General features: G+C 46.1%; 29 protein-coding genes and 1 riboswitch. Of the genes, 23 read left to right on the forward strand and 6 right to left on the reverse strand.

Features of this window, described 5'->3' with window-relative positions; genetic code table 11:
* Positions 1 to 67: 67 nt before the first annotated feature.
* Positions 68 to 1,423: a serine protease HtrA gene (gene htrA, locus NYE43_RS07025; protein ID WP_198097772.1), complete on the reverse strand. Its 1,356-nt coding sequence runs from the start codon at positions 1,421 to 1,423 to the stop codon at positions 68 to 70.
* Between the two features lie 219 nt (positions 1,424 to 1,642).
* Here htrA and proG point away from each other — a divergent pair, with 219 nt between their 5' ends.
* From proG to NYE43_RS07075, 10 genes are all read left to right on the forward strand, one after another.
* Positions 1,643 to 2,428: a pyrroline-5-carboxylate reductase ProG gene (gene proG, locus NYE43_RS07030; protein WP_341061385.1), complete on the forward strand. Its 786-nt coding sequence runs from the start codon at positions 1,643 to 1,645 to the stop codon at positions 2,426 to 2,428.
* Positions 2,429 to 2,555: 127 nt separating this feature from the next.
* Positions 2,556 to 3,380: a D-aminopeptidase DppA gene (gene dppA, locus NYE43_RS07035; protein ID WP_024121100.1), complete on the forward strand. Its 825-nt coding sequence runs from the start codon at positions 2,556 to 2,558 to the stop codon at positions 3,378 to 3,380.
* Between the two features lie 15 nt (positions 3,381 to 3,395).
* Positions 3,396 to 4,322 carry a dipeptide ABC transporter permease DppB gene (gene dppB / locus NYE43_RS07040; protein ID WP_101860745.1) on the forward strand — a complete coding sequence of 309 codons (927 nt, stop codon included), beginning with the start codon at positions 3,396 to 3,398 and terminating at the stop codon, positions 4,320 to 4,322.
* Between the two features lie 5 nt (positions 4,323 to 4,327).
* Complete coding sequence (gene dppC / locus NYE43_RS07045; protein WP_024121102.1) at positions 4,328 to 5,290, forward strand: dipeptide ABC transporter permease DppC; 963 nt, start codon at positions 4,328 to 4,330, stop codon at positions 5,288 to 5,290.
* 4 nt (positions 5,291 to 5,294) lie between these two features.
* Positions 5,295 to 6,302, forward strand: coding sequence for an ABC transporter ATP-binding protein (locus tag NYE43_RS07050; RefSeq protein WP_341061387.1), 1,008 nt, complete (start codon positions 5,295 to 5,297; stop codon positions 6,300 to 6,302).
* 18 nt (positions 6,303 to 6,320) lie between these two features.
* Complete coding sequence (gene dppE, locus NYE43_RS07055; RefSeq protein ID WP_038954184.1) at positions 6,321 to 7,952, forward strand: dipeptide ABC transporter substrate-binding protein DppE; 1,632 nt, start codon at positions 6,321 to 6,323, stop codon at positions 7,950 to 7,952.
* Positions 7,953 to 8,059: 107 nt separating this feature from the next.
* Positions 8,060 to 8,995 (forward strand): S66 peptidase family protein, encoded by a 936-nt coding sequence (locus NYE43_RS07060; RefSeq protein WP_198097767.1) that lies wholly within the window; start codon positions 8,060 to 8,062, stop codon positions 8,993 to 8,995.
* A gap of 2 nt (positions 8,996 to 8,997) precedes the next feature.
* Positions 8,998 to 10,098, forward strand: coding sequence for an L-Ala-D/L-Glu epimerase (gene ykfB / locus NYE43_RS07065; RefSeq protein ID WP_198097766.1), 1,101 nt, complete (start codon positions 8,998 to 9,000; stop codon positions 10,096 to 10,098).
* Positions 10,095 to 10,985 (forward strand): C40 family peptidase, encoded by an 891-nt coding sequence (locus NYE43_RS07070; protein ID WP_198097765.1) that lies wholly within the window; start codon positions 10,095 to 10,097, stop codon positions 10,983 to 10,985. Before ykfB ends, NYE43_RS07070 begins: the two co-directional genes overlap by 4 nt.
* A 12-nt stretch (positions 10,986 to 10,997) precedes the next feature.
* Positions 10,998 to 11,981: an ABC transporter ATP-binding protein gene (locus NYE43_RS07075; RefSeq protein WP_198097764.1), complete on the forward strand. Its 984-nt coding sequence runs from the start codon at positions 10,998 to 11,000 to the stop codon at positions 11,979 to 11,981.
* A gap of 41 nt (positions 11,982 to 12,022) precedes the next feature.
* On the opposite strand, the gene NYE43_RS07080 is transcribed toward NYE43_RS07075, so the two are convergent.
* Both NYE43_RS07080 and NYE43_RS07085 read right to left on the reverse strand, forming a co-directional pair.
* On the reverse strand, positions 12,023 to 13,069 hold the full coding sequence (locus tag NYE43_RS07080) for a lactonase family protein (protein WP_103671576.1): 1,047 nt from the start codon (positions 13,067 to 13,069) through the stop codon (positions 12,023 to 12,025).
* An 89-nt stretch (positions 13,070 to 13,158) separates the two neighbouring features.
* A complete protein-coding gene (locus NYE43_RS07085) occupies positions 13,159 to 14,019 on the reverse strand; it encodes a dimethylarginine dimethylaminohydrolase family protein (RefSeq protein WP_101860741.1) in 861 nt (286 codons plus the stop codon).
* Positions 14,020 to 14,207: 188 nt separating this feature from the next.
* On the opposite strand from NYE43_RS07085, the gene NYE43_RS07090 reads away from it, so the two are divergent.
* Together NYE43_RS07090 and hmpA are read left to right on the forward strand one after the other, a co-directional pair.
* Positions 14,208 to 14,726 carry an acyl-CoA thioesterase gene (locus NYE43_RS07090; RefSeq protein WP_024121110.1) on the forward strand — a complete coding sequence of 173 codons (519 nt, stop codon included), beginning with the start codon at positions 14,208 to 14,210 and terminating at the stop codon, positions 14,724 to 14,726.
* Between the two features lie 249 nt (positions 14,727 to 14,975).
* A complete protein-coding gene (hmpA, locus tag NYE43_RS07095) occupies positions 14,976 to 16,178 on the forward strand; it encodes an NO-inducible flavohemoprotein (protein WP_326324137.1) in 1,203 nt (400 codons plus the stop codon).
* Positions 16,179 to 16,251: 73 nt separating this feature from the next.
* Here hmpA and NYE43_RS07100 read toward each other — a convergent pair whose 3' ends face one another.
* Positions 16,252 to 16,476, reverse strand: a complete 225-nt coding sequence (locus NYE43_RS07100) for a hypothetical protein (RefSeq protein ID WP_103671579.1) — start codon at positions 16,474 to 16,476, stop codon at positions 16,252 to 16,254.
* Positions 16,477 to 16,626: 150 nt separating this feature from the next.
* On the opposite strand from NYE43_RS07100, the gene NYE43_RS07105 reads away from it, so the two are divergent.
* The 9 genes from NYE43_RS07105 (at position 16,627) to NYE43_RS07145 (ending at position 23,623) form a co-directional block, all read left to right on the forward strand.
* Positions 16,627 to 17,358 (forward strand): DUF421 domain-containing protein, encoded by a 732-nt coding sequence (locus NYE43_RS07105; RefSeq protein ID WP_024121113.1) that lies wholly within the window; start codon positions 16,627 to 16,629, stop codon positions 17,356 to 17,358.
* Between the two features lie 112 nt (positions 17,359 to 17,470).
* Positions 17,471 to 17,998, forward strand: a complete 528-nt coding sequence (locus tag NYE43_RS07110; RefSeq protein WP_326324135.1) for a DinB family protein — start codon at positions 17,471 to 17,473, stop codon at positions 17,996 to 17,998.
* The gene (locus NYE43_RS07115) at positions 17,988 to 18,503 is read left to right on the forward strand and encodes a GNAT family N-acetyltransferase (protein WP_095713471.1); all 516 of its coding nucleotides are present in this window, start codon (positions 17,988 to 17,990) and stop codon (positions 18,501 to 18,503) included. Before NYE43_RS07110 ends, NYE43_RS07115 begins: the two co-directional genes overlap by 11 nt.
* 32 nt (positions 18,504 to 18,535) lie before the next feature.
* A riboswitch (guanidine-I (ykkC/yxkD leader) is annotated at positions 18,536 to 18,648 on the forward strand.
* A gap of 82 nt (positions 18,649 to 18,730) precedes the next feature.
* On the forward strand, positions 18,731 to 19,069 hold the full coding sequence (locus tag NYE43_RS07120) for a DMT family transporter (protein WP_024121115.1): 339 nt from the start codon (positions 18,731 to 18,733) through the stop codon (positions 19,067 to 19,069).
* Positions 19,069 to 19,386: a DMT family transporter gene (locus NYE43_RS07125; RefSeq protein WP_024121116.1), complete on the forward strand. Its 318-nt coding sequence runs from the start codon at positions 19,069 to 19,071 to the stop codon at positions 19,384 to 19,386. Before NYE43_RS07120 ends, NYE43_RS07125 begins: the two co-directional genes overlap by 1 nt.
* 70 nt (positions 19,387 to 19,456) lie before the next feature.
* A complete protein-coding gene (gene purU / locus NYE43_RS07130) occupies positions 19,457 to 20,359 on the forward strand; it encodes a formyltetrahydrofolate deformylase (RefSeq protein WP_024121117.1) in 903 nt (300 codons plus the stop codon).
* Positions 20,360 to 20,720: 361 nt separating this feature from the next.
* Positions 20,721 to 21,818, forward strand: a complete 1,098-nt coding sequence (gene proB, locus NYE43_RS07135) for a glutamate 5-kinase (protein ID WP_044156184.1) — start codon at positions 20,721 to 20,723, stop codon at positions 21,816 to 21,818.
* 11 nt (positions 21,819 to 21,829) lie between these two features.
* Positions 21,830 to 23,077 carry a glutamate-5-semialdehyde dehydrogenase gene (gene proA / locus NYE43_RS07140; RefSeq protein ID WP_326324133.1) on the forward strand — a complete coding sequence of 416 codons (1,248 nt, stop codon included), beginning with the start codon at positions 21,830 to 21,832 and terminating at the stop codon, positions 23,075 to 23,077.
* A 120-nt stretch (positions 23,078 to 23,197) separates the two neighbouring features.
* On the forward strand, positions 23,198 to 23,623 hold the full coding sequence (locus NYE43_RS07145) for an organic hydroperoxide resistance protein (protein WP_326324131.1): 426 nt from the start codon (positions 23,198 to 23,200) through the stop codon (positions 23,621 to 23,623).
* 29 nt (positions 23,624 to 23,652) lie between these two features.
* On the opposite strand, the gene NYE43_RS07150 is transcribed toward NYE43_RS07145, so the two are convergent.
* A complete protein-coding gene (locus NYE43_RS07150) occupies positions 23,653 to 24,096 on the reverse strand; it encodes a MarR family winged helix-turn-helix transcriptional regulator (RefSeq protein WP_095713468.1) in 444 nt (147 codons plus the stop codon).
* Positions 24,097 to 24,239: 143 nt separating this feature from the next.
* Between NYE43_RS07150 and NYE43_RS07155 the strand changes: the two genes are divergently transcribed.
* Both NYE43_RS07155 and NYE43_RS07160 read left to right on the forward strand, forming a co-directional pair.
* Positions 24,240 to 24,650: an organic hydroperoxide resistance protein gene (locus tag NYE43_RS07155; protein WP_095713467.1), complete on the forward strand. Its 411-nt coding sequence runs from the start codon at positions 24,240 to 24,242 to the stop codon at positions 24,648 to 24,650.
* A gap of 119 nt (positions 24,651 to 24,769) precedes the next feature.
* On the forward strand, positions 24,770 to 25,873 hold the full coding sequence (locus tag NYE43_RS07160; RefSeq protein WP_326324127.1) for a glycosyltransferase: 1,104 nt from the start codon (positions 24,770 to 24,772) through the stop codon (positions 25,871 to 25,873).
* A gap of 4 nt (positions 25,874 to 25,877) precedes the next feature.
* On the opposite strand, the gene NYE43_RS07165 is transcribed toward NYE43_RS07160, so the two are convergent.
* The gene (locus NYE43_RS07165) at positions 25,878 to 26,348 is read right to left on the reverse strand and encodes a nucleoside deaminase (protein WP_024121123.1); all 471 of its coding nucleotides are present in this window, start codon (positions 26,346 to 26,348) and stop codon (positions 25,878 to 25,880) included.
* Positions 26,349 to 26,358: the final 10 nt, after the last annotated feature.

Raw genomic sequence — 26,358 nt, forward strand, 5'->3', positions numbered from 1 at the left:
ATAGAGCAGATAGGTCTTTTGTCTAATAAAAAGCCTCAGACCGCTTTTGCGGCCTGAGGCGCTTTTCTTAAGAAGGTGTTTCTTCTTTTTGATCGAGTTTGATTTTTTTCGTCATTTCTTTGCCGTTTCTGAGGATTTTCACTTCGACGGTGTCGCCGATGTTTGCGTCTTTATATAAGATATTGCGCAATTCGCTGCCTGTGTCGATTTCTTTTCCTTTTAAGCTGATGATAATATCTTCAGCTTTCAGCCCGGCCTTTGCAGCAGGGGAGCCTGAAGCGACTTCACGGATGTATACGCCTTTATTCAGCTGGCTGCCGAACAGGCCGAGTGTGCCTTCCTGATAGTTTTGCGGCACTTGTTCTAAATCAAGCATGCTGACACCGATATACGGACGTTCAATTTGCCCTTTAGACAGCAATTCTTCAGCTATCGGTTTTACATCATTGCTTGGAATGGCAAATCCGATGCCCTCAACATCATCTTCACTGATTTTCATACTGTTAATGCCGACAATTTTACCGTCTGTATTTAACAATGGACCGCCGCTGTTACCCGGGTTAATCGCGGCATCAGTTTGAATCACGTTAATGCTTGTTTGACCGGCTGAGGTTGACATTGAAACTGTTCTATCCACGCCGCTTACAATTCCCTGTGTTACTGTGCGAGACAGGTCTTTTCCGAGCGGATCTCCAATCGCAATGACGGTTTCGCCTGTTCTGAGATCTGATGAATCACCGAAGTTTGCTACCTTTGTTACGTGGTCATCACTGATTTGAAGAACAGCTAAATCTGTTAAAGAGTCACTGCCTACGAGCTTAGCTGTCACATCAGTGCCGTCGTATAAAGACACCTTGAGTGAAGTTGCGCCTTCTACAACGTGGTTATTCGTAATGACATAAGCCTTGCCGTTCTCTTTTTTGAAAATGACACCCGATCCTGAGCCGCTTTCTGTATCTTCACTTGAATCAGAGCTGGAACCGGAAGAGCCAAACAAAGAGCTGTTTGACTGAGCCTGAAGGTTTGTGATGCCGACAATCGCCGGTGAAAGATCTTCCACCATATCTGAGATTTTAGAAGAATCCTCACTCTTAAATGCAGATGAGCTTGTCGAGCTTTTGCTTGATTCAGAGGATGTGCTTTTAGCTGTAACAGATTGAGTTTGCTGCTGGCTGGACGTCTGTTTCGCTGCGTCCTGAGAATCGTGGTCGCCAAGCGGTGTGAACGTATAGATGCCAAGGGCGAGACTTCCGCCGATGACTCCGCCAAGCAGCGGCCTGAACCATCCGAATCCGCGTTTTTTCTTCTCTTGATCATGAATCACATTGCGGGCTGAGTAAGACGGGTTTTGATCATTCTCTTTCGTTAAAAAAACCTCATTCTCTTGTCCTTCTGTTCTATTTTCGTCACGATAGTTATCCATCATGTTCACTCCGTTTCTCTCTATTTTCAACTCATTACATTTTGATTATGGCAGTTTTATGACTTGATTTTATCATAAACAAAAACTGTGGGATAAAAATGAAAACATTATGGGAAATTGTGAAAAAGTGCGAAAAACGGTACACTTTATAAGGAATATTGTACATGAAAGGGCTGAAACGATGGAGTCAATCGGATTGGATTGATCGGGTATGGCAGCATGGCGGATATGATCGCCAGACAGCTGTTGAAGCATAAACAAGTAGAGGAAAATGAGCTGTTTGTTGAGACAAGAACTAAGGGAGAGAGGCTTCAGGCTTTGCTCGCTGATTATCCAGACGTTTCGGCAAAACCGCTTGAGATATGGGCGGAAAAGTGCGCCTTGATCTTTATATGTGTCCCGCCGCTCCATGTCATTGAAACAGTACGCCGGCTTCACCCGTATGTGAACCGGAATACTCATATTGTATCCATTGCGGCTGGTGTGCCTCTGCGGCTTTTAGAGGCTGAAACGGCAGCTGGAATATCACGGTTGATTCCGGCCATTACATCTGAAGCGGAAGCCGGCATCTCACTGGTTGTTCACAGTGAAGCACTGGCGGCACAGAAGAAAGAACGTTTGGATGAATTGTTATCGGCTTTCAGCAGTGTGCGAGAAATAAAAGAATCAAATTTGGATGCCGCCAGTAATCTGACGAGCTCTGCTCCGGGCTTCATCGCCGCAGTGTTTGAAGAATTAGCGCTGTCGGCTGTGAGAAACAGCGGCCTGACAAAAGAAGAAGCCTTTGATTTCCTGATACACTCATTGTATGGGACAGGCAAGCTGCTGATCGAAAAGAAGATGTCCTTTGAGGAGACGCTGAACCGTGTTGCAACGAAAGGCGGAATTACAGGGGAGGGAGCGGCGGTGATACGTGCCTCTGTGCCGCATGTTTTTGATCAAGTATTTGAAAAAACACTCGAAAAATATGAGCAGCTGACAGAACAGGCAGCAAAAGAAACATGAATCCTTGAAAGAGGATTCTTTTTTATCTCTGAACGTTAGTGATTTTTCCCAGCTATATTGCATTTTTCCTCTTTTTTTAATATAATCTGTTAGAATATTCATAATTTAGTAAAAAAGGAGGAGCGTTATGAAACTGTACATGTCAGTAGATATGGAGGGTATTTCAGGTCTTCCGGATGATACCTTTGTTGATTCCGGCAAGCGTAATTATGAACGCGGACGGCTGATCATGACCGAAGAAGCAAACTACTGTATTACCGAAGCGTTTAACAGCGGGTGTACGGAGGTGCTGGTGAATGACAGCCATTCGAAAATGAATAATCTGATGATTGAAAAGCTTCATCCCGAGGCAGATTTGATCTCCGGCGATGTTAAACCATTTTCAATGGTGCAGGGGCTAGATGATACTTTCACGGGTGCTTTGTTTCTCGGTTATCACGCAAGAGCCTCAACTCCCGGTGTCATGTCTCATAGCATGATTTTCGGTGTCCGTCATTTTTACATAAATGATCAGCCTGTCGGTGAGCTTGGATTAAATGCTTACGTTGCCGGTTATTACGATGTCCCGGTAATAATGGTAGCCGGTGATGACCGGGCGGCCAAAGAAGCTGAAGAGCTCATCCCGAATGTCACGACAGCTGCTGTTAAACAAACGATTTCAAGGTCTGCAGTCAAATGTCTGTCGCCTGCGAAAGCCGGCCGGCTGCTGACAGAAAAAACCGCATATGCCTTGCAGAACAAAGATAAAGTTAAACCGCTTACACCGCCTGACAGGCCTGTATTAAGCATTGAATTTGCCAATTACGGTCAAGCTGAGTGGGCTCATCTAATGCCGGGTACAGAAATCAAACCGGGAACCACAACCGTTCAATTTCAGGCGAAGGATATGCTTGAAGCCTATCAGGCTATGCTTGTCATGACTGAACTGGCAATGCGAACATCATTCTGCTAAAGGGGTGTTAAGGCTTTGGCAAGATATATAATGAAGCGTTTTTGGGCAATGGCAGCTACGATTTTGGTCATTACCACCCTGACTTTCGTTCTGATGAAGGTCATTCCCGGATCTCCTTTTAATGAGGAGAGGGGCACAAATGAAGCGGTTCAAAGAAATCTCGAAGCCTACTATCACTTAGACGATCCTCTCATTATCCAATACATCATCTATCTAAAATCCATCATTACATTCGATTTTGGCCCTTCTATTAAAAAACCGTCAGACAGCGTAAATGATATGCTGGAACGCGGATTTCCCGTTTCCTTCGAACTTGGGATGGCAGCGATTGTCATTGCTGTGATCTCAGGGCTGATACTTGGCGTAACTGCCGCGCTGCGCCGCAATGGCTTTTTGGACTACGCTGCGATGAGCCTCGCGGTACTCGGCATTTCCATCCCGAATTTCATTATGGCGACGTTGCTTATTCAGCAGTTTGCCGTCAATTTTAAACTATTTCCCGCCGCTACGTGGACGAGCCCGATCCATATGGTGCTTCCGACCGCAGCGCTTGCAGTTGGACCGATGGCGATTATCGCCAGGCTGACAAGATCAAGCATGGTCGAAGTCCTGACACAGGATTATATCCGCACAGCGAAAGCAAAAGGGCTGTCTCCGTTCAAAATTATCGTAAAACACGCACTCAGAAACGCGCTCATGCCCGTCATTACCGTACTGGGAACTCTCGTTGCCAGCATTTTAACAGGAAGTTTTGTTATTGAAAAAATCTTTGCCATTCCCGGAATGGGAAAATATTTTGTCGAAAGCATTAATCAGCGGGACTATCCCGTGATTATGGGAACGACCGTTTTTTACAGCGTCATTTTGATCGTAATGCTGTTTTTGGTCGACTTGGCCTACGGTCTGCTGGACCCGCGCATTAAACTGCATAAGAAAGGGTGAAGCGTATGAATCTCCCTGTACAAACAGATGAACGCCAGCCGCAGCAGCACGCTCAGGTGCCGGACGAATGGTTTGTTTCGAATCAGGAAAAGACCCAAGAGACCGATTCAGTCAAACGGCCGAGTTTGTCCTATGCGCAGGATGCCTGGAGGAGGCTGAAGAAAAATAAACTAGCGATGGCCGGGCTTTTTATTCTTTTATTTCTATTTGTGATGGCAGCAATCGGTCCTTTTTTATCTCCTCATAGTGTCGAGCGCCAATCGCTGACAGAACAAAATCTTCCGCCTTCTGCAGATCATTGGTTCGGTACCGATGAGCTTGGCCGGGATGTGTTTACACGAACATGGTACGGAGCGAGGATTTCGTTATTTGTCGGAGTGATGGCCGCACTGATTGATTTTTTGATCGGTGTCATTTACGGAGGCATTGCCGGCTATAAAGGCGGCAGAACAGACAGTGTCATGATGCGGATTATTGAAGTGCTGTACGGGCTGCCGTATCTTCTTGTTGTCATTTTGCTGATGGTCTTGATGGGTCCGGGGCTCGGCACCATTATCGTAGCGCTGACTGTTACGGGATGGGTCGGCATGGCGAGAATTGTAAGAGGCCAAGTGCTGCAAATAAAAAATTACGAGTATGTGCTCGCCTCGAAAACCTTTGGTGCGAAAACCTTTCGCATCATCCGCAAAAATTTGCTGCCGAATACAATGGGCGCGATCATCGTACAAATGACTTTAACTGTACCTACCGCCATATTCGCAGAATCATTTTTGAGCTTTCTCGGTCTCGGCATTCAAGCGCCGTTTGCCAGCTGGGGTGTGATGGCGAATGACGGCCTGCCGACCATTTTGTCCGGGCATTGGTGGCGCCTGTTCTTTCCTGCCTTTTTCATCTCGTTAACGATGTACGCGTTTAATGTGCTGGGGGACGGATTGCAGGATGCACTGGACCCTAAGCTAAGGAGGTAGCTGTATGGAGAAAGTTCTGTCAGTCAATGATTTGCACGTTTCTTTTACGACTTACGGCGGGACGGTTCAGGCGGTCAGAGGCGTGAGCTTCGATTTGTACAAAGGCGAAACCTTTGCCATTGTCGGTGAATCGGGCTGCGGCAAGAGCGTCACCTCTCAAAGCATTATGGGACTGCTCCCGCCCTATTCAGCGAAGGTGACAGACGGCAGCATTTTATTTAAAAACAAAGACCTTTGCCGTCTCTCTGACAGAGAAATGAGGAGCATAAGGGGCGCGGACATTTCAATGATTTTTCAAGACCCGATGACGGCGCTAAACCCGACGCTGACTGTCGGCGACCAGCTGGCGGAAGCGCTTCTTCGTCACAAAAGGATGACGAAAAAGGCGGCTGAGAAAGAGGTTCTGTCCATGCTTGCATTGGTCGGCATTCCGGATCCTGAAGCACGCCTGAAGCAGTACCCCTATCAATTCAGCGGCGGTATGAGACAGCGGATTGTCATTGCGATGGCGCTGATCTGCGAGCCTGATATTTTAATAGCGGATGAACCGACAACTGCCCTTGACGTCACCATACAGGCGCAAATACTGGAACTGTTTAAAGAGATTCAGCGAAAAACAAAGGTTTCTGTCATTTTGATCACACACGATTTAGGCGTGGTTGCCCAGGTTGCTGACAGGGTGGCTGTTATGTATGCCGGAAAAATAGCGGAAATTGGCACGAGAAAAGATATATTTTACAAGCCGCAGCACCCTTATACAAAAGGGCTGCTGAATTCTGTCCCGCGGCTGGATCTTGAGGGCGCGGAGCTGATTCCGATTGACGGCACGCCGCCGGATTTATTTTCACCGCCGCCGGGCTGCCCATTTGCCGCCCGTTGTCCGAGCAGAATGATCGTGTGCGACAGGGTATACCCTGATCAAACCGTTCGATCCGGCACGCACGCTGTTCACTGCTGGCTTCAGGATAAACGGGCTGAGCACGCGGTGCTGCCGGGAGCGAAGGATGAATAACGAAAAAGGGGGAAGAGGATGAAGAGAGTGAAGAAGCTATGGGGAATGGGCCTTGCACTGGGACTTTCATTTGCGCTGATGGGATGTACAGCTAATGAGCAGGCTGGAAAAGAAAGCGGAGAAGATAAGGCAAAGACAAGCGGAGAAAAGGTACTGTACTTAAATAATGAAAATGAACCGACCTCGTTTGATCCGCCGATCGGTTTTAATAACGTGTCTTGGCAGCCGTTAAATAACATCATGGAAGGGTTAACGCGCCTCGGCAAAGACAATGAACCGGAGCCGGCGATGGCAGAGAAGTGGTCTGTGTCGAAAGACAAGAAAACGTACACATTTACGATTCGGGAAAATGCGAAATGGACGAACGGAGACCCTGTGACAGCCGGAGATTTTGAATACGCTTGGAAACGGATGCTTGACCCGAAAACAGGAGCTTCTTCCGCGTTTCTCGGCTATTTTATTGAAGGCGGCGAAGCCTATAACAGCGGAAAAGGGAAAAGAGACGATGTGAAGGTGACGGCAAAGGATGATCACACCCTTGAAGTGACGCTTGCCGCACCGCAAAAATATTTCCTGAGCGTGGTGTCAAACCCGGCGTATTTTCCGGTTAACGAAAAAGTCGACAAAGAAAATCCAAAGTGGTTTGCTGAAGCCGATACATTTGTCGGAAACGGCCCGTTTAAACTGTCAGAATGGAAGCATGATGACAGCATCACAATGGAAAAAAGCGATACGTACTGGGATAAAGAAACCGTGAAGCTTGACAAAGTGAAATGGGCAATGGTGAGTGACAGAAATACAGATTATCAAATGTTCCAGTCCGGTGAATTGGACACCGCATACGTACCGGCTGAGCTAAGTGACCAGCTGCTGGATCAAGACAACGTGCACATCGTTGATCAGGCGGGTTTATACTTTTATCGCTTTAATGTCAATATGGAGCCGTTTCAAAATGAAAACATCAGAAAAGCTTTCGCAATGGCTGTTGATCAGAAGGAAATCGTAAAATACGTCACGAAAAACAATGAAAAACCGGCACACGCTTTTGTTTCGCCCGGGTTTACACAGCCTGACGGCAAGGACTTTCGGGAAGGGGGCGGAGACCTGATAACACCAAATGAAAACAAAGCGAAGCAGCTGCTGGAAAAAGGAATGAAGGAAGAGAAGTATGACAAGCTGCCTGCGGTCACGCTTACTTACAGTACGAAACCGGAGCATAAAAAGATTGCTGAAGCCATCCAGCAAAAATTGAAAAACACCCTTGGCGTCGATGTGAAGCTGGCCAATATGGAGTGGAACGTGTTTTTAGAGGAGCAAAAAGCGCTTAAGTTTCAATTCTCACAAAGCTCATTTCTGCCTGACTATGCGGACCCTATCAGTTTTCTGGAAGCCTTCCAAACAGGAAATTCAATGAACCGCACAGGCTGGACCAACAAAGAATATGATCAGCTGATGAAACAGGCGAAAAATGAAGCGGATGAAAAAACGCGTTTTTCACTCATGCATAAGGCGGAAAAGCTTCTCATCAATGAAGCGCCGATCATTCCGGTGTATTTCTATAATCAGGTCAATCTGCAAAACGAACATGTAAAGGACATCGTCCGGCACCCTGTCGGCTACATCGATTTAAAATGGGCCGATAAAAACTAACGCGGCGATTGAGAAAATACTGCTCTCTTTATGTGAAGGAGCGGTATTTTTTCTCTTATTTTCACGTATACGTAGGGTGCAGAGCAAATGAAGGGAGCTGATCGGAGTTGAATCACAAGCCGAACGCACTGAAAAAAGGCGATACAGTCGGTGTCATCGCACCTGCAAGCCCGCCTGATCCGAAAAAGCTTGAAACGGCGCTTTTGTTTTTAGAGGAGCTCGGTCTTCAGGTAAAGCTGGGCAAGGCGCTGAAAAACCAGCACGGCTATTTAGCGGGACAGGATGATGAGCGGCTGGCTGATCTGCACGAGATGTTCAAAGACCAGGAGGTGAAAGCGGTGCTGTGCGCATGCGGAGGCTTTGGCACGGGACGGATCGCTTCAGGCATTGATTACAGCTTGCTCCGCAAACATCCTAAAATCTTTTGGGGATACAGTGATATTACGTTTTTACATACCGCCATCCATCAAAACACAGGCCTCGTCACTTTTCACGGGCCGATGCTCAGCTCAGATATAGGCTTGGAAGACGTTCATCCCCTGACAAAAGCGTCATATGAGCAGCTGTTTCAAGAGACTGTATTCACCTATACAGAAAAGCTTTCTCCGCTGACGATGCTTGTTCCGGGGAAAGCGGAAGGAGAGCTTGTCGGCGGCAATCTTTCCTTGCTGTCATCGACACTCGGCACGCCGTTTGAAATTGATACGAGGGGAAAGCTCCTGTTTATTGAAGATATTGATGAAGAGCCGTATCAAATTGACCGGATGCTGAATCAGCTGAAAATGGCAGGGAAGCTGGCGGACGCAGCCGGTATTCTTGTTTGTGATTTTCATAACTGCATCCCGGTGAAGCGGGAGAAATCTTTGACACTTGAGCAGGTGCTCGAAGACTATATTGTGTCCGCCGGAAGGCCTGCTCTTAGAGGGTTTAAGATCGGCCACTGTTCGCCGAGTATTGCCGTTCCGATCGGTGCGCACGCTGCCATGGATACAGCCGAAAAAACGGTCGTCATTGAGGCGGGCGTTTCTGAAGGGGCGCTTTGAGTATGAAGATCACAAAAATAGACACGAAACGGGTCGCCGTGCCGCTGACAAAGCCGTTTAAAACGGCGCTTCGCACAGTGTATACGGCCGAATCTGTTATCGTCACGATCACTTATGATAATGGCGCAATCGGATGGGGAGAAGCGCCTCCGACAATTGTGATTACCGGAGACAGCATGGACAGTATTGAAAGTGCGATTCATAATGTCTTAAAGCCGGCACTGCTTGGAAGAAGACTGTCCGGCTGCGAGGCCATTCTGCATGACATCCAGCATCTTCTGGAAGGGAATCAAAGCGCAAAAGCAGCTGTAGAAATGGCTGTATACGACGGCTGGGCGCAGATGAGCGGACAGCCGCTTTACCAAATGCTCGGCGGATATCGAAGCACACTTGAAACGGACTACACCGTCAGTGTGAACTCGCCTGAAGAGATGGCGGCGGATGCAGAGAGCTTTCTTAAACAAGGCTTTCAAACGCTAAAAATAAAGGTTGGCAGAGATGACATTGAGACAGATATCTCCCGTATTCAAGAAATCAGAAAGCGTGTCGGGCCTGGGGTAAAGCTGCGTTTGGATGCCAATCAGGGATGGGTGCCGAAAGAAGCGGTAACGGCGATTCGGAAAATGGAGGATGCCGGCCTGGACATTGAGCTTGTCGAGCAGCCTGTCCATAAGGATGATCTTGCCGGGCTCAAGAAAGTTACGGATGCAACGGACACCCCAATCATGGCTGATGAAAGTGTATTTACTCCGCGACAGGCATTCGAAGTCCTTCAAACCCGCAGCGCCGATCTGATCAATATTAAATTGATGAAGGCAGGAGGAATCAGCGGTGCAGAGAAAATCAATGCCATGGCTGAGATTTGCGGGGTGAAGTGCATGGTCGGCAGCATGATCGAAACAAAGCTTGGCATAACAGCTGCGGCGCATTTCGCGGCAAGCAAAAAAAACATTACCCGCTTTGATTTCGACGCCCCACTCATGCTGAAAACGGATTTGATCAAGGGCGGGATTATTTACAGCGGCAGCACGATTACGATGCCTGACAAAGCTGGTCTTGGCATTACCGGAGTCGTGCATCAGAAAGGAGGGATAGAGACATGAACCATACTGTTATATCAGCAGTTGCCAACATATGGACAGCACCTGATACACCTCGTCCATTTGATCAAACAATGCTCGATCCAACCGTGTCGATCAGAGAATGGCTCAATAGCATGACCTATGATCAGCGGCTTGGGTTATGTACAGATAATGTGATCCAGACACAGGTTCTCTTTGGAGAGGAGGTGCTGGTCACGGCAGAACAGGATGAATGGGTGTCTGTCGTTGTGCCCGGCCAGTCATCCCGCAAGGATAAACGCGGATATCCGGGCTGGATGAAAAAGAACCAGCTGAAAAACACAAATCTCCCACAATCGAATCACACCGTGGCGATCAGCAAACCAACAGCTTTTTTGTATGGGGATACCGGAGATAAGGAAATTGAACTGAGCTTCTTAACTGCTCTGCCGCTGATTGAAGAAGAGAATGGCTTTTTCAAGGTAGCGACTCCTTTTGGAGATAGGCTCCTGCGACAAACTGATGCGGCGCTTGTTCAGAATAAGAAAGGAACGGCGGAAGACATCATTCAGACAGGGGCAAGTTTTCTCGGGCTTCCTTATTTATGGGGAGGTATAAGCGGGTTTGGATTTGACTGCTCTGGTTTTATGTACAGCGTATTTAAAGCAAATGGATACAGGATTCCCCGTGATGCGGGAGACCAGGCGAAAACAGGGAAGGAAGTGCCGCTTCACGACATCGGTGCAGGTGATCTGCTGTTTTTTGCATATGAGGAAGGAAATGGAGCAATTCATCATGTAGGTCTGTCCATAGGAGACGGAAAAATGCTCCATTCTCCTAAAACAGGGAAATCGATCGAAATTATCACGCTGAAAGATACAGGATATGAAAAAGAGCTTTGTGCGGCACGCCGCTGTTTTTCAGAATGAGGAGGGAGACACATGACACCACTGCTAGAGGTCAGTCAGCTGAAAATGCATTTTGACGCAGGGAAAAAGCGAACAGTCAAAGCGGTCGACGGGGTAACCTTCCAGATTCATGAGGGGGAGACGTTCGGGCTTGTCGGAGAATCCGGCTGCGGGAAATCAACCTTGGGAAGAGTGCTGATGCGTCTTTACCATCCCACAGAAGGAAGCGTCAAATACCGCGGAACAAATCTTCACGCCCTCAGTGAGAAAGAGCGGTTTGCCTATAACCGCAAACTGCAGATGATTTTTCAGGACCCTTATGCATCGCTCAATCCGCGGATGACCGTTCGAGAAATCATTCTAGAGCCGATGGAAATTCACAATCTTTACAATACCCATAAAGCGCGGCTTCTCGTTGTGGACGAGCTGCTTGAGGCAGTGGGGCTTCACCCGGATTTCGGCAGCCGTTACCCGCATGAATTCAGCGGCGGTCAAAGGCAGAGAATCGGGATTGCCAGAGCGCTTTCATTGAATCCGGAGTTTATCGTAGCGGACGAACCGATTTCTGCGCTTGATGTGTCGGTTCAGGCGCAAGTGGTCAACCTGCTGAAGCGGCTTCAAAAAGAAAAAGGGCTCACATTTCTGTTTATTGCCCATGATTTATCGATGGTAAAGCATATCAGCGACAGGATCGGCGTTATGTACTTAGGCCACATGATGGAAATTACAGATAGCGGCACATTGTATCGTGAACCGCTGCACCCGTATACGAAGGCGCTGCTGTCCTCGATTCCGATTCCGGACCCCGAATTAGAGGACAAGCGTGAGCGCATCATTTTAAAAGGGGAGCTGCCGAGTCCGGTACATCCGCCGAGCGGCTGTGTGTTTCGGACGCGCTGCCCGGAGGCGATGCCTGAATGCGGGGAATCACGCCCTTTGCTTCAAGAAATCGAAGCCGGCCGTTTCGTTGCCTGCCATTTATATCGAAATGCTGAAACGAAAGAAAAGGTAAGATAAACAAAAAGCTGGCTCCGTTGTTGGGAGCCAGCTTTCATTTATCATTGCTGTAAAAATTTCACGCACACCGGATAAGGGACAGAAACGGTTGAAGGAAGCAGCGTCAGCCGGCCTGTCTCTGTGTCTCTTTCAAACAATACGAGATTGCCCGTTTCTTCATTTGAAGCGACAAGGAAGGTCTCCGTTGGATCCAGCACAAAGTCACGAGGCCAGTTTCCTTCAGTCGATACTCTTTCCACAAATGCCAGCTCGCCTGAATATTGATTTACTTCAAACACAGCGATGCTGTCATGGCCGCGGTTTGCAACGTAAACAAAACGCCCATCCTGAGTGACGTGAATGGCGCTTCCCTGGCTGTTATCTGTGAAATCATCAGGGATGGCAGAGACAACTTGAAGTTCTCTGAATTCGCCGGCTGTTGGATTGTATTCAAGCGCAATCACTTCATTGCTTAATTCTGTCATGACATATGCGTATTTTTCTTTCGGGTGAAAAGCGATATGACGAGGGCCTGCACCGGGAGCGAAGGAATGGCTTCCGGATTCAGTTAATTCACCGTCTTTCAGCTTATAGGTGTACAGCTTATCTGTTCCTAAGTCAACCGCTACGACATAATTATGTTCAGGTGTAAAGCCCGCATAGTGTGTATGCGGCTTTTCCTGTCTTTCATGCGGACCCTTTCCTGTATGGACGGCTTCTGAAGCGGGAGATTGCAAACCTCCGTCTTGTTGAACCGGAAAAGCGTGCACCTTCCCGCTGTGATAGTTGGCTGTCAATACGAATTGCTGATGATCATCGACGCTCACGTGGCATGGCGATGGGCCATCGATTAACTGATGATTCAGAAATGTTAATTCGCCGCTGTTTTTATCGATTTTATAGGCAGCAATACCGCCTTTACCGTCTGCTTTTTCAATTGAATAAAGAATCGTGTTGTCTTTATTCGGCGTCACATATGTGGGGTTTCCCAGCTTTGCGGCAAGCTTTGGCTCGCTGAGTGTTTTTTTCTCAGTATCCAGCTCGAATGAATAAATGCCTTCACTTCCGCCTTTTGTATATGTTCCGACATATCCTATGTACTTTGTCATGCGATTTCCCCCTTAAAAATGATGTCATCTCTATATTAACGTATCTTAAAGAAATACGCTGTTCAAAACATGAAAAAGGGGAATATTCTTCATTCGCCTCGAATGAGCGGCATCGTACAGCATCTGAAGGAACCGCCTGATTTGATAATTTCTGACAAGTCAATTTCGATGATGTGATAGCCTCTTTTGGATAATTCACGATTCACATGACGATTGCCCGGCAGGCTGATGATGGTCTTTCTGCCGATAGACAGGACGTTTGTGCCAAGTGTAAATTGTTCGTTTTCGGGTACCTCAATGAGATTGTAACGCTCTGCCAGCATATCGACTTCCTGCTGCGGAAGGGCTTCAGGGTAGATTAATGCTTCGCTTTCAGAAATGATATTAAATACGCAGTCCAGATGCAGAAATTTTTCATGGAGCGGAACTGAGATGATGGTATATTCAGGAAGCTCTTCTTGCAGCTGGCCGACCGCTGAGATGTCCGTGCGCTGGCTGATTCCGACATAAACGGTATCGCCATCTATGACGACGTCCCCGCCTTCAATGCTAGTATCCAGCATCCGGGTATAAGGAATTCCTTGATTGTGGAAAAATTCTTTTATCACAGCTTCTTCCCCTTGGCGAATGGGCTCAGTCATGCTGGAAAGAAAGGCTTTTTCCCCGATGACAAAACCGATATCCCGGGTAAATACCTGCTCAGGCAGTCCGTGCTGAACAGGCAAAAGGATGACCTCAATGCTGTGTGACCTGAGCTCTTCTACTAAGCGTTTGTGCTGCTCTTTGGCGGTTTTGACCTGAATATTGTCATCTTCAAAATGTTTTTGGGTTTCATTAATAACGTCCTTAATTGTCATATGCTCGGGTTTGCATAAAATAACTTTCTTCAAGGTGTCATATTCTGTTTGGCATACCGTTTTGTGCTGATGTTTTGGAACGGATACATCCATTTGTTTCTCCTCCTGACCGTGTGAAGAATACGTATATTATTCCCTTGTCAGCCAAATCATTAAACATTTAAGAAAGAAAACCTGACAGACAAATCATTTTAAATTTTAGACAAATGGATGAGAATATTGTTTAATAGGAGAATATGAGTGCATTTACTAATCGATCAGACATCAAAGGGGAGAAAGGTATGGAAGCACAGGAAACAAAATATTGTAAAGAGTCAAAGGTTGTGAAAACCAGCAGGGTATTCCCTCTCGATACGAACAATCATAATACGCTGTTTGGCGGAAAACTGATGAGTTATATCGATGATATTGCCTCTATTTCAGCAGCGCGCCATTGCAGACGTGATACGGTAACGGCTTCGATGGACTCTGTCGATTTTCTGAAACCGATCGGGCAAAGGGAGTCTGTCTGCTTGGAATCATATGTGACTTGGGTCGGCACATCTTCCATGGAGGTGTTTGTGAAAGTCATCAAAGAGCATCTGATGACTGGTGAACGAGAGCTCGCCGCGACATCTTTTTTGACCTTTGTCGCATTAGACTCAAACGGTAAGCCGGTGCCTGTGCCGAGAGTTGTACCGGAAACAGAAGAGGAAATCATGCTGCATAACACAGCGGTTCAGCGTGCCAGTGAACGGAAAAACCGAAAAAAACACAGTCAGGCGCTGGCAAATGCGCTTGGAACAGACAAGCCTTGGTAAACATGAAACCCAAAACATACGTTGTTTTGGGTTTTTTGTGCCTTCCATTATTTCGCTGTTAATGTGATCATTACAGAGGTTAGTCCGTTTTTGCTAGGGGATTCTATAAAAAAGCAACAATTGTCACGTTAAATTGATAATTTTGTGACAACTTTATTAAAGATTCATTTTAAATATATCTTTTAAAGGAAAGATCATGTATTTTAAAGATATATTTTAAATACATCTTTTCGGAAGGGTTGTTAAACGATGTTAGATAACAAAACAATCGAAATCATAAAAAGCACTGTACCAGTATTACAGCAGCACGGAGAATCCATTACAGAACGTTTTTACGACCTCATGTTCCAAGATCATCCTGAGCTTTTAAACATTTTTAATCAAACAAACCAAAAGAAAAAAACACAGCGTACCGCCCTGGCGAATGCCGTTATTGCAGCTGCAGCCAATATTGACCAGCTTGGCAATATCATTCCGGTCGTCAAACAAATCGGCCATAAACACCGCAGTATCGGTATTAAGCCTGAACATTATCCGATTGTCGGCAAATATTTGCTGATTGCGATTAAAGATGTTTTGGGAGATGCAGCGACCCCTGACATTATGCAGGCGTGGGAGAAAGCGTATGGAGTTATAGCTGACGCTTTTATCGGAATTGAAGAAGAAATGTATGAACAAGCGGAACACCAAACTGGCGGATGGAAGGAGTATAAGCCTTTCATCGTTGCGAAAAAAGTGCGTGAAAGCAAAGAAATAACATCCTTCTATTTGAAACCGGAAGACGGCAAGCCGTTACCTGAATTTCAAGCAGGGCAGTATATCAGCATTAAAGTCCGGATTCCTGATTCTGAATATACGCATATCCGTCAATACAGCTTGTCTGATATGCCGGGAAAAGACTATTATCGAATTTCAGTTAAGAAAGACGGTGCTGTGTCTTCTTATTTACACGAAGGGCTGCATGAGGGGGATTCATTAGAAATCAGTGCACCGGCAGGAGATTTTGTTTTAGATTCTTCATCCCGCAAAGATCTCGTTTTGCTTAGTGCCGGAGTTGGCATCACACCGATGATCAGCATGCTGAAAACATCTGTTTCCAAACAGCCTGAGCGGCAGATTCTGTTTATCCATGCCGCGAAAAATAGTGAATACCACGCACTACGCAATGAAGCAGAAGAGGCAGCAAAGCATTCTTCTGTTAAAACGGCATTTATGTATCGCGAGCCGACAGAAGAAGACCGCGCGGGTGACATTCAATTTCATGAAGGTCAAATTGACCAGCAGTTCCTCAAAAGCCTGATCGCCAATACAGATGCGGATTATTATATTTGCGGTTCACCGTCATTTATCACTCAAATGCATAAGCTTGTATCGGAGCTCGGGTCAGCGCCAGAGTCTATTCATTACGAACTGTTCGGTCCTCAATTAAGCATCGCACAGTCCATTTCTTAATACACACAGCTCTTCTCTTATATGAGAAGGGCTTTTTTTAGGAAAATAGAAGAAGGCGGACGAGCGCCTTCTTCTACATCCGCACAATGACTGATCCGCCTCCGCTTGAGCATACGCGATTTTGCTGCTCTTGAATCGTTCTCAGCAATTCATTGTTCACCTCGATGGCTCTGATCAAATGCTCCATTTTAAGCTCTAAACCGGCCAGCCTGTCAGCTGTATGGTATGGCTGATAGGCTGCGGATTTTGACTGTATGCTTTCATATTGCCAATTGGCACTCTTATGCTGATGTTTCATGCTGTCCCTCCAATAACATGACTTTCTACTATGTTATGTGCCTGCATTCTGCACGTTCGCCTATTTGGATGAAGAGGTAAGATATGCATAGCGTTTCAGTTACAGGGAACAATATATTCATTATGACTAGCGGATGGAGGGCAATGATCAGTGTTATGGATGGTATGGGCATTTTTATTCAAGCCTGTTATCGTGTTTTCGATTGCTTATATTTTGTTTCGGCTTGCCGGAAAAAAAGCCGTGTCACAAATGAACAATTTTGATTTGCTTTTGACCTTTGCAATCGGAACCATCATCAGTGAGCCGATCCTCACATCCAAGCTGCCAATGTCTATTTATTACGCAGGCGCCTTTTTATTGCTTTATCTTCTGATGAGCAAGCTTGCTCTTTCTAATAAGTGGAGATGGCTGCTGGTGGTCAGTCCGACAGTGTTAATCCGGAACGGGGATATCGATGAGCGTGGACTCAAAAAAGAGAGGCTGACCGTCAATGAGCTGCTCGGAAAACTGAGAGAAAAGGGCTATGCAGATCCGGCTGATATTGACCTTGCCATCATTGAAGAAACGGGAGAAGTAAGCGTGATCCCGACAGAAGAAGCGAGAGCAGTGCAGGTGCGGGATTTGAATATGGAGGCTGAACGGAACTTTATCCCGATTCCTCTCATATTGGACGGCGAGATCCTTGATCACAATTTGAAGTACCTTCAAAAAAACCGAAGCTGGCTGTTTGAAAAGCTTGAGGAAAAAGGGCACAGCCCAAAACAGCTGTCTTTGGTCACGCTCGGCACGTTAAATGACCGCGGTGACATCTCACTCGATTTGAATACATCCAACGATGCGCACCATGATCCGTATTTGTACAAGCCTGGAAATAACAATTAAATGTGCTGCCGACATTCTTTGGCGCTTTTTTGATAGATTAGATTGTGCCTTCTGCAAAGGAAATGTTCCCCCTTACGTCAAAATGTACACATAGGTAAGGAGGGAATGGAACATGAGGGACTTATTCATTAGAAAAGACATGGCGCCGACAGTCAGTCTGCTGTATTCCGCAGTGGAAGAAAACAGCCTCCGTCTGGCATCCATTGTTAGCCGCATGACTCGCAGAGAGCTATATTATAAGGGGTGCTGTCAAACAAAAAACAGCACGGCACAGCTGATGCAGCATATCGCAAATGTTGATATCAGATGGGTGTGGCGCATAAAGGAGAATCGGGTCCCAGAACATATTGAAGACATTTACGGCCCGATGACAGATGAAAGCGGACGATTGCCTGAACCAAAGAATCAGCCGGGTTTAGAAGAACTTTTGACAAGACATCAACATGTCATAAACGAGCTGAAATCGGTATGTAAGACCTTGACCGAGAACGATTTGCATCAGACGCTTTCTTACGAGGGTGACAAGGCAACAGTAAGATGGGGGATATGGCATATGGCGGATCATAATCGCTATCATCAAGCTCATATTGAAGCCCTTAAAAAAGAATGGAAGCAGGATATGATCAAAAATGCGCGCTGAAACGAAGCTTGTGACCGAACGGATTCGTTTGCGCTGTATGGAGGACCGGGATCAAGAATCTTTACTTGAGCTTTTCAGCGACCCTGAAGTGATGAAATATTATTCCGGTTTAAAAGATAAACGGCAAACCCGCGAGTGGATTGCTTGGAACAAAAGAAATGAAAAAGGGTACCGGGTCAGTCTCTGGATCGCCGAAGACATACAGACGGGGGATTTTTTAGGCCAATGCGGAATCGTGCCTCAGCAAACCGAAAATGAAACGGCAATGGAAATCGGCTATATGTTTGCCCGCCGGCACTGGGGAAACGGCTATGCGCAAGAAGCGGCCAAAGCCTGCCTGGACTATGGTTTCAAGGAGCGGCAGTACGGCAAAATTGCGGCTTTGATTGACCCGGATAACAAAGCGTCTTTACGGGTGGCAGAGAAAATCGGCATGCTTTACAGCCGGACGATCAGAAAATGGAATAAACCGATCGCTGTGTATGAAAGAAAATCTTACAATTGAAGACAGCGTCGAGGTGTAGTATCATAAGACCAGATAAAGTTTTCTAGGGTTCCGCATGTTAATTAACATGGACTGGTCCGAGAGAAAACACATATGCGCATCATAACAGCGCATATGCACACGGAGGGAAAAAAGCCCGGGAGAGTCAAGCTCATTATGAGTCGACTGTCCGGGGTTTTTTTGTTTTCGGAGAATTTTATTGCATAAATAGAAAGGAATGATGTGATATGAAATGGGGATTGGTTGTGCTAGCCGCCGTGTTTGAGGTTGTTTGGGTTGTGGGCTTAAAGCATGCTGACTCAGTCTTAACATGGAGCGGCACTGCCGTCGGTATCATAGTTAGCTTTTATTTGTTAATGAAGGCGACAGCCAGCCTGCCGGTCGGTACAGTATACGCCGTCTTTACAGGCCTTGGCACGGCAGGAACGGTGATGAGTGAAATGTTTCTGTTTCACGAACCGGTCGGATTGCCGAAGCTTTTGTTAATCGGCGTGCTCTTAATCGGTGTGATCGGATTGAAGCTTGTGACACAGGATGAGGCTGATGAAAAAGGAGGCGAGGCATAATGCTTCATTGGATCAGTTTATTAGGCGCGGGATTTTTGGAAATGGCAGGCGTCGCACTTATGAATCAATTTGCGAAAGAAAAAAGCCCCAAATGGGTAGTGCTGATCATTATCGGTTTTGCCGCCTCATTTTCCTTATTATCTTTTGCTATGGAAACCATTCCGATGGGCACCGCTTACGCCGTTTGGACAGGAATCGGCACCGCGGGCGGGGCGCTTATCGGCATTCTCTTTTACAATGAGCCGAAAGACGCCAAACGAATCTTCTTTATCGCTTTAATCTTATGCTCAGCCGTCGGTTTAAAAATTCTGTCATAAATTGATTTTTATCAAATCTTCAGTATAATGGATAATTAGTTTAGACTTACAAAGATAAGAGGGATTATTCATGAAATCATATATGACCCAGCGGTTAAATGAATACCGTGACGGAAATGAAGATAAAGGGCGTCTCTTGGTCAGCTGTCCTGATCAGCCGGGTATTGTTGCTGCGGTTTCTGCGTTTTTATTAGAACATGGCGCCAATATTATTGAATCCAATCAATATACGACAGATCCTGAAGGCGGGCGTTTTTTCCTGAGAATTGACTTCGACTGTGAAGGCATTCAGGAGAAAAAAGAAAAACTTCAGGACGCGTTTTCGTCTATTGCGGATACATTCGACATGACGTGGAGCTTAACGATGGCCAGCGAGCTGAAGCGTGTCGCTATTTTTGTATCAAAGGAGCTTCACTGTCTGCATGAGCTCATTTGGGAATGGCAAACAGGCAATCTCATGGCGGAAATCGCGGTTGTCATCAGCAACCATGAAGATGCGAGAGACCTTGTTGAACCGCTGAACATTCCATTCCACTATTTAAAAGCGAACAAAGATATCAGAGCGGAAGTTGAGAAACAGCAGCTTGAACTGCTGGAGCAATATGATATTGATGTGATCGTTCTTGCTCGCTACATGCAGATCTTAACGCCTGATTTTGTGTCGGCTCATCCGAATCGAATCATCAATATCCACCATTCCTTCCTGCCTGCTTTTATCGGTGCCAATCCGTATAAACGAGCTTATGAGCGGGGGGTCAAATTAATTGGCGCAACTTCTCACTATGTCACAAATGACCTTGATGAAGGGCCGATCATTGAACAGGACATTGAGCGTGTTGACCACCGCGATAATGCCGACGCGCTGAAAAATATCGGCAGAACGATTGAACGCAGCGTTCTTGCCCGCGCTGTGAAATGGCACCTGGAAGACCGCGTGATCGTTCACGAAAATAAAACCATTGTCTTTAACTAGACTGCCAGACGCCCGCGCAATGCGGGCTTTTTTGATGTGGAAAAAACCTTGACAAGAGGCTTTTTTCTTTGCATAATATAAAAAAATCATTGAGCGTTGAAGAGGATTAGTAAGCAGACCTTTCTGTGACAGAGAGCAAAATGAGTAGCTGAAACATTTTGCCGCATGAAACCTGCCGAACCTGCCTTGGAGTCTTAGGGGGAAAACCTAGGCGCATAACCTGGCGTTACAGGGAAGCGGAACGTGCTGAAGTGCGTTCAAACAAGGTGGTACCACGGAAACCCATTTCGTCCTTATTAATGAGGATGAAATGGGTTTTTTTATTGTAAGTTGGCTGGCGAAGAGCCGCGGAGGAGAATAAATGAAAAAACAAAGAATAGTAGTGAAGATAGGAAGCAGTTCGCTTACAAATAGCAAAGGAAGCATTGATGAGGTAAAAATCAGAGAACACGTTCAGGCAATTTCTCTTTTGAAAAAAGCGGGGCATGAAATGATTTTGATTACCTCGGGAGCAGTAGCGGCGGGGTTTTCCAGTCTCGGTTATCCGTCCCGTCCTGTTACCCTCAAGGGAAAGCAGGCGGCAGCCGCGGTCGGACAAACACTGTTAATGCAGCAATACATGAATCAATTTAAACAATACTCACTTACCCCGGGACAAATCCTTTTGACGAGAAATGATTTTTCGAAGAGAGAGCGGTATCGAAACGCGTATGCAACGATTATGGAATTGCTGGAGCGCGGTGTTATCCCTGTTATTAATGAAAATGATTCTACGTCTGTTGAAGAATTGACTTTTGGCGACAATGATATGCTCTCTGCTTTGGTCAGCGGATTAATTCATGCAGACCAGCTCATGATCCTGACTGACATTAACGGGCTGTATGATGCCAATCCAAATGAAAATCCTGATGCGAAACGATTTGATTATTTGCCGGAGATCACCCCTGAATTGCTGGGATACGCGGGTTCAGCCGGATCAAAGGTCGGCACGGGCGGTATGAAATCAAAGCTGTTAGCTGCACAAACCGCACTGTCTCTTGGGGTCAAAGTATTCATCGGAACAGGCAGCGGCGAACAAAAGCTGGCGGATATTTTAGATGGCAGGGGAGATGGGACTTATATCGGCGACAAGGAGCTATCCTCAGTCAACAATACGAGACAATGGATTCAATTCCACTCGCCGATATCAGGGGAAATTGTTATTGACGCAGGTGCCGAAGAGGCGATGGTTCATAACGGAAGCAGTCTTTTACCGGCTGGCGTAGTGGGCGTGAACGGAAGCTTTCCAAAAGGGGCTGTCGTGGAAGTCCGGGGACCGGGCGGTGTGATCGGCAAAGGCCAGACCCATTATTCATCAGAGGAGATTATGGAGGCAAAAGGCAAACGAAGCAATGAGCTTGATTTTGACAAAACGTTTGAGGTCATTCACAGGAATGACTGGGTCAACTTAAAAGACTAGGGGGCGGAAAAATGAGTGAAGTTTCTGTAAAAGCGACGCTGGCGAAAGAAGCAGCAGCTGAAATGATGATGAAAACAACGGCTGAAAAAAATGAGGCGCTCAGTCTCATTGCAAATGGACTCCGTAAAGAATTGGATTTTCTCTTATCAGAAAATGCAAAAGACATTGAGAACGGAAAAGCAAATGGGTTAACACCCGATGTCATTGACCGTCTCACGCTGGATGAGAAACGCATACGCGACATCGCGGACGCGGTAGAGCTATTGATTGATCTGGCTGACCCAGTCGGCGAATCTCTTGAAACAATTGAAAAAGCGAACGGCCTGTTTATTGAAAAAATCCGTGTGCCGCTCGGTGTTGCCGGAATGATTTACGAGGCGAGGCCAAACGTCACAGTTGATGCGGCTACCCTCTGCCTGAAAACAGGAAATGCGGTTGTCCTGCGGGGGAGCTCCTCGGCCATTCACAGCAACAAAGCACTCGTCAGTGTTATTCACAGAGCGCTTGAGCAATCAGCGCTTCCAATCAACGCTGTGCAGCTGATTGAGGATACGAGCAGAGAGACAGCAAAAGAACTCTTTACGTTAAATGACGGATTGGATGTATTGATTCCGCGCGGAGGAAAAAAACTGATCGATCTCGTTGTAAGAGAATCAACAGTCCCGGTATTAGAAACCGGAGCCGGCAACTGTCATATTTTCATAGATGAAACGGCAAATCAGCAAATGGCTGAAAAGATTGTCATAAACGCCAAAACGCAGCGCCCTTCCGTGTGCAATGCTATTGAATCACTGCTGATCCACAAAGCGTGGTCAGAGCAGCACGGAAAAGAATTGCTGACGCAGCTGGAAAAAGCGGGAGTCGAAATCCGCGGCGATGAATTCGTATGCGGGCTTCATTCTTCAAGCAAACAGGCGTCAGAAGAAGATTGGGGAACGGAATACTTAGGGCCTGTCATCAGTGTAAAGACGGTTGAAAGTGTACAGGAAGCTGTGCAGCATATCCAGAAATACGGCACTAATCATTCTGAAGCCATTTTAACTGAAAACGATAAGCATGCGGCTTACTTTCAAACGGCTGTAGACGCCGCCGCGGTCTATCATAACGCGTCGACCCGTTTTACCGATGGCTTTGAATTTGGCTACGGAGCAGAAATCGGCATCAGTACACAAAAGCTTCATGCAAGAGGACCGATGGGGCTTCCTGCATTAACTTCTACAAAATATATCATTAAAGGAACAGGACAAATTCGCGAATAGCACGATGTATTAAAAGGCTTATCTCTCAAGGAGGTAAGCTTTTTTATAAATAAAAAATTGACACGTTAAATTTAATTGTGTACAATTTAATTGTGTAAAACAAAAGAGGAGGAATACAATATGAGTCAGCCATTATTTACAGCATCCGTTTCAGCGATAGGAGGAAGAGAAGGAAAGGTAATTTCATCAGACCGCGTTCTCGAGCTCGATGTCGCAATGCCGGGAACACCGAGATCAAAGAAATTAGAAAAAGCGACAAATCCGGAGCAGCTGTTTGCGGCAGGTTACGCAGCTTGCTTTGACAGTGCACTTCAGCTTGTAGCAAGAACAGAACGAGTAAAAGTGGAGACAGAGGTTACAGCGCATGTCAGCCTGCTAAAGGATGAAGCAGATCAGGGCTACAAACTGGGTGTGACGCTGCAGGTGAAAGGAAAAGGAGTCAGTGCATCAGAATTACAGGCACTTGTCCAAAAAGCGCACGGTGTCTGCCCTTATTCAAAAGCAACATCCGGCAATATCGATGTCACATTGGAAGTCGCTGAATAAAAAATGAGGATGCCTCACATAGGGCATCCTCATTTTTTTTGGTGCAGCGTTTCAAGCAATGTATATAGAGCCGATTTTAAGTGTTTTAATTCCTCGCCGGACTGGCCTGAGAGTCCCAGAATCGTTCCCGGAATATCAGCCGCTTTTTCTTTTAATAACGTTCCGTTCTCTGTCAGGCTGATCATCACCAACCGCTCATCCTCTTCAGATCTTTTTCTGGTAATCAAGTCCTGCTGCTCCATCCGTTTCAGCATCGGTGTCAGCGTTCCGGAATCCAAATACAGAAGCTCGCCCATTTTTTTGACGGAAAGTGTTTCGTGTTCCCACAATAAAAGCAAAGCCAAATATTGAGGGTATGTCACATTCAGCTTTTCAAGCAGCGGCTTGTACTGCTTTGTCATTTCCCGCGAACTCGCATAAAGCAAAAAACAAAGCTGATTCTCTAATTTCATATGATCAAATCCATTTTGCATCTGTGTTCACCAACTCTTTCTGACATTACATACTATTGTAGCTGAAAATCACCACTTTTCCTATTCTCGGCAAACAAAACATGTTTAAAAAGATGTGTATGGGAAATATAACAACTAAAGACAAATAAGGAGGCTGAAAACAAATGGCATTATTTACAGCAAAAGCCACTGCTCGCGGCGGACGTTCAGGACATATTCAATCAGATGACGGGGTTCTCGATTTTGACATTGTCATGCCCAATGCAAAAAAAGAAGGACAAACTGGAACAAACCCGGAACAGCTCTTTGCCGCAGGTTATGCAGCATGCTTTGGCGGCGCGCTTGAACACGTGGCCAAAGAACAAAATATTGACATTGATTCAGAAATTGAAGGACAGGTCAGCCTCATGAAGGATGAAAGTGACGGCGGCTTTAAAATCGGAGTCACACTTGTCGTCAATACAAAGGGATTGGATCGGGATAAAGCCCAAGAGCTTGTCGAGGCTGCTCATGAATTTTGTCCTTATTCTAAAGCGACAAGAGGAAATGTTGATGTAAAATTGGAATTAAAATAATTTGCAGCATCCTGAGAGTTCTCAGGATGTTTTTTTGATATGAACGGATTGGTTATGATCTTTTCGAAGTGTGAATACATGTAGTATAGGTGGATTCAGACTAGAGAAAAGGTGAGCGAATGAAAAGACCGAAGCTGTCAGTTTGTATGATTGTCAAAAATGAAGAACGTCATATTGTCCGCTGTTTAGAGAGTGTGCAGCATATTGCTGATGAAATCATTGTCGTTGATACCGGATCAAACGATCAAACAGTAGAAATTTGCAGAAGTTTTCATGCTCAGGTCTATCATCATCAATGGACACAGGATTATTCGCAGGCAAGAAACATCAGTTTACAGCATGCCAAGGGTGAGTGGATTTTGATTTTGGATGCAGATGAAGAGTTAGACGTGGATACGGGAAGCTTGCTGCGTTCACTGCTGAATGACTGCAGGCAGTCCCTTGGTTACGTAAAGGTTATAAACTATACGGGAAAGCAATGGGATGAAAACGAAGCATTTGAACAAATGCAGATCAGGCTGATACGGAATCAGCGGAAGATAACGTTTAAGGGAAGAATTTGCGAAAAGCCCGTGGGTGAGGAGGCAAGCGGCGCTTTCTCTCTCCCTTGTGTTATTCACCATTACGGCTATCTGGAGCAGGAGGCAAAGTGTAAGCATAAACGTAATTTAAGCATATTGAATACAGAATTATTGACGTCATATGCCGACCCGCTTCTCATTTATCAGAAAGCAGCTGAGTACGACAGAGGCGGTGAACAGAGCAAAGCCATCCGCCTGGCAATGAAGTGCATAAATGAATGCAACAGCAAAAAGCAAACTCCTCCAGCGGTTTTATATTATATCAAGTTTCAACTCTTCATTGATTCTGAACGGTATGAAGAAGCTGAGCGGGATATTGATGAAGCACTGCGGCATTATCCAGATTACAGCACCCTTTACTACTACAAAGGGATAATGAAGTATCAGCTTAAAAAAGTCAGAGAAGCGATTACAGCATTTGAATCCTGTCTGCAAACGCAAGGTGAAAACCATCAGTACGTACAGGTTAAAGGAGCCGCTGATTTTCGATCCCTTTGCTGGCTGGGCGTCTGTCACGCTGAATTGCATCAACATATGACAGCAGTTTTATATTTGCAGAAAGCGCTGAAAGCAAACCCGAGGTGTACTCAGGCACAGCAGCTGCTCAGTGAATTAACAAAGGATCAGGCCGCACATGCCTGATCCTTTAATATTCTTTTTTATGGTCAACATCCCGCCATGCTTGGAACGGAGACAAATGCTCCGCAAGAGTCACGTGATAAAAGGGGATCGTTCTCTCTTCAGCAGGTTTATCAATTTCTTCATAAATAAATGAATCATCAAATCCTGCTTCAGCAGCATCTGTATGCTCAGCAGCATAGTAAACGGCTTTCGGCCGGGCCCAGTAGATGGCGCCTAAGCACATTGGGCATGGCTCGCAGCTCGTATACAACATGCAGTCATCCAGCTGGTATGTCCCAAGCGCTTTACAGGCGTTTCGAATAGCAGTTACTTCCGCATGGGCAGTCGGATCATTGCTTGTAGTGACGTTGTTCTGTCCTTCGGCTATAATGGCTCCGTCCTTCACGATAACGGCTCCGAAAGGCCCGCCGATTCCAGCGTTCACTCCTTCACGAGCAAGCTCGACAGCCCGCTTTAAAAAAGCTTCATGATTCATCCCATACCCT

The organism is Bacillus sp. FSL R5-0434 (genome assembly GCF_038004745.1).
In the GTDB taxonomy this organism is placed as follows: Bacteria; Bacillota; Bacilli; order Bacillales; family Bacillaceae; genus Bacillus; species Bacillus halotolerans.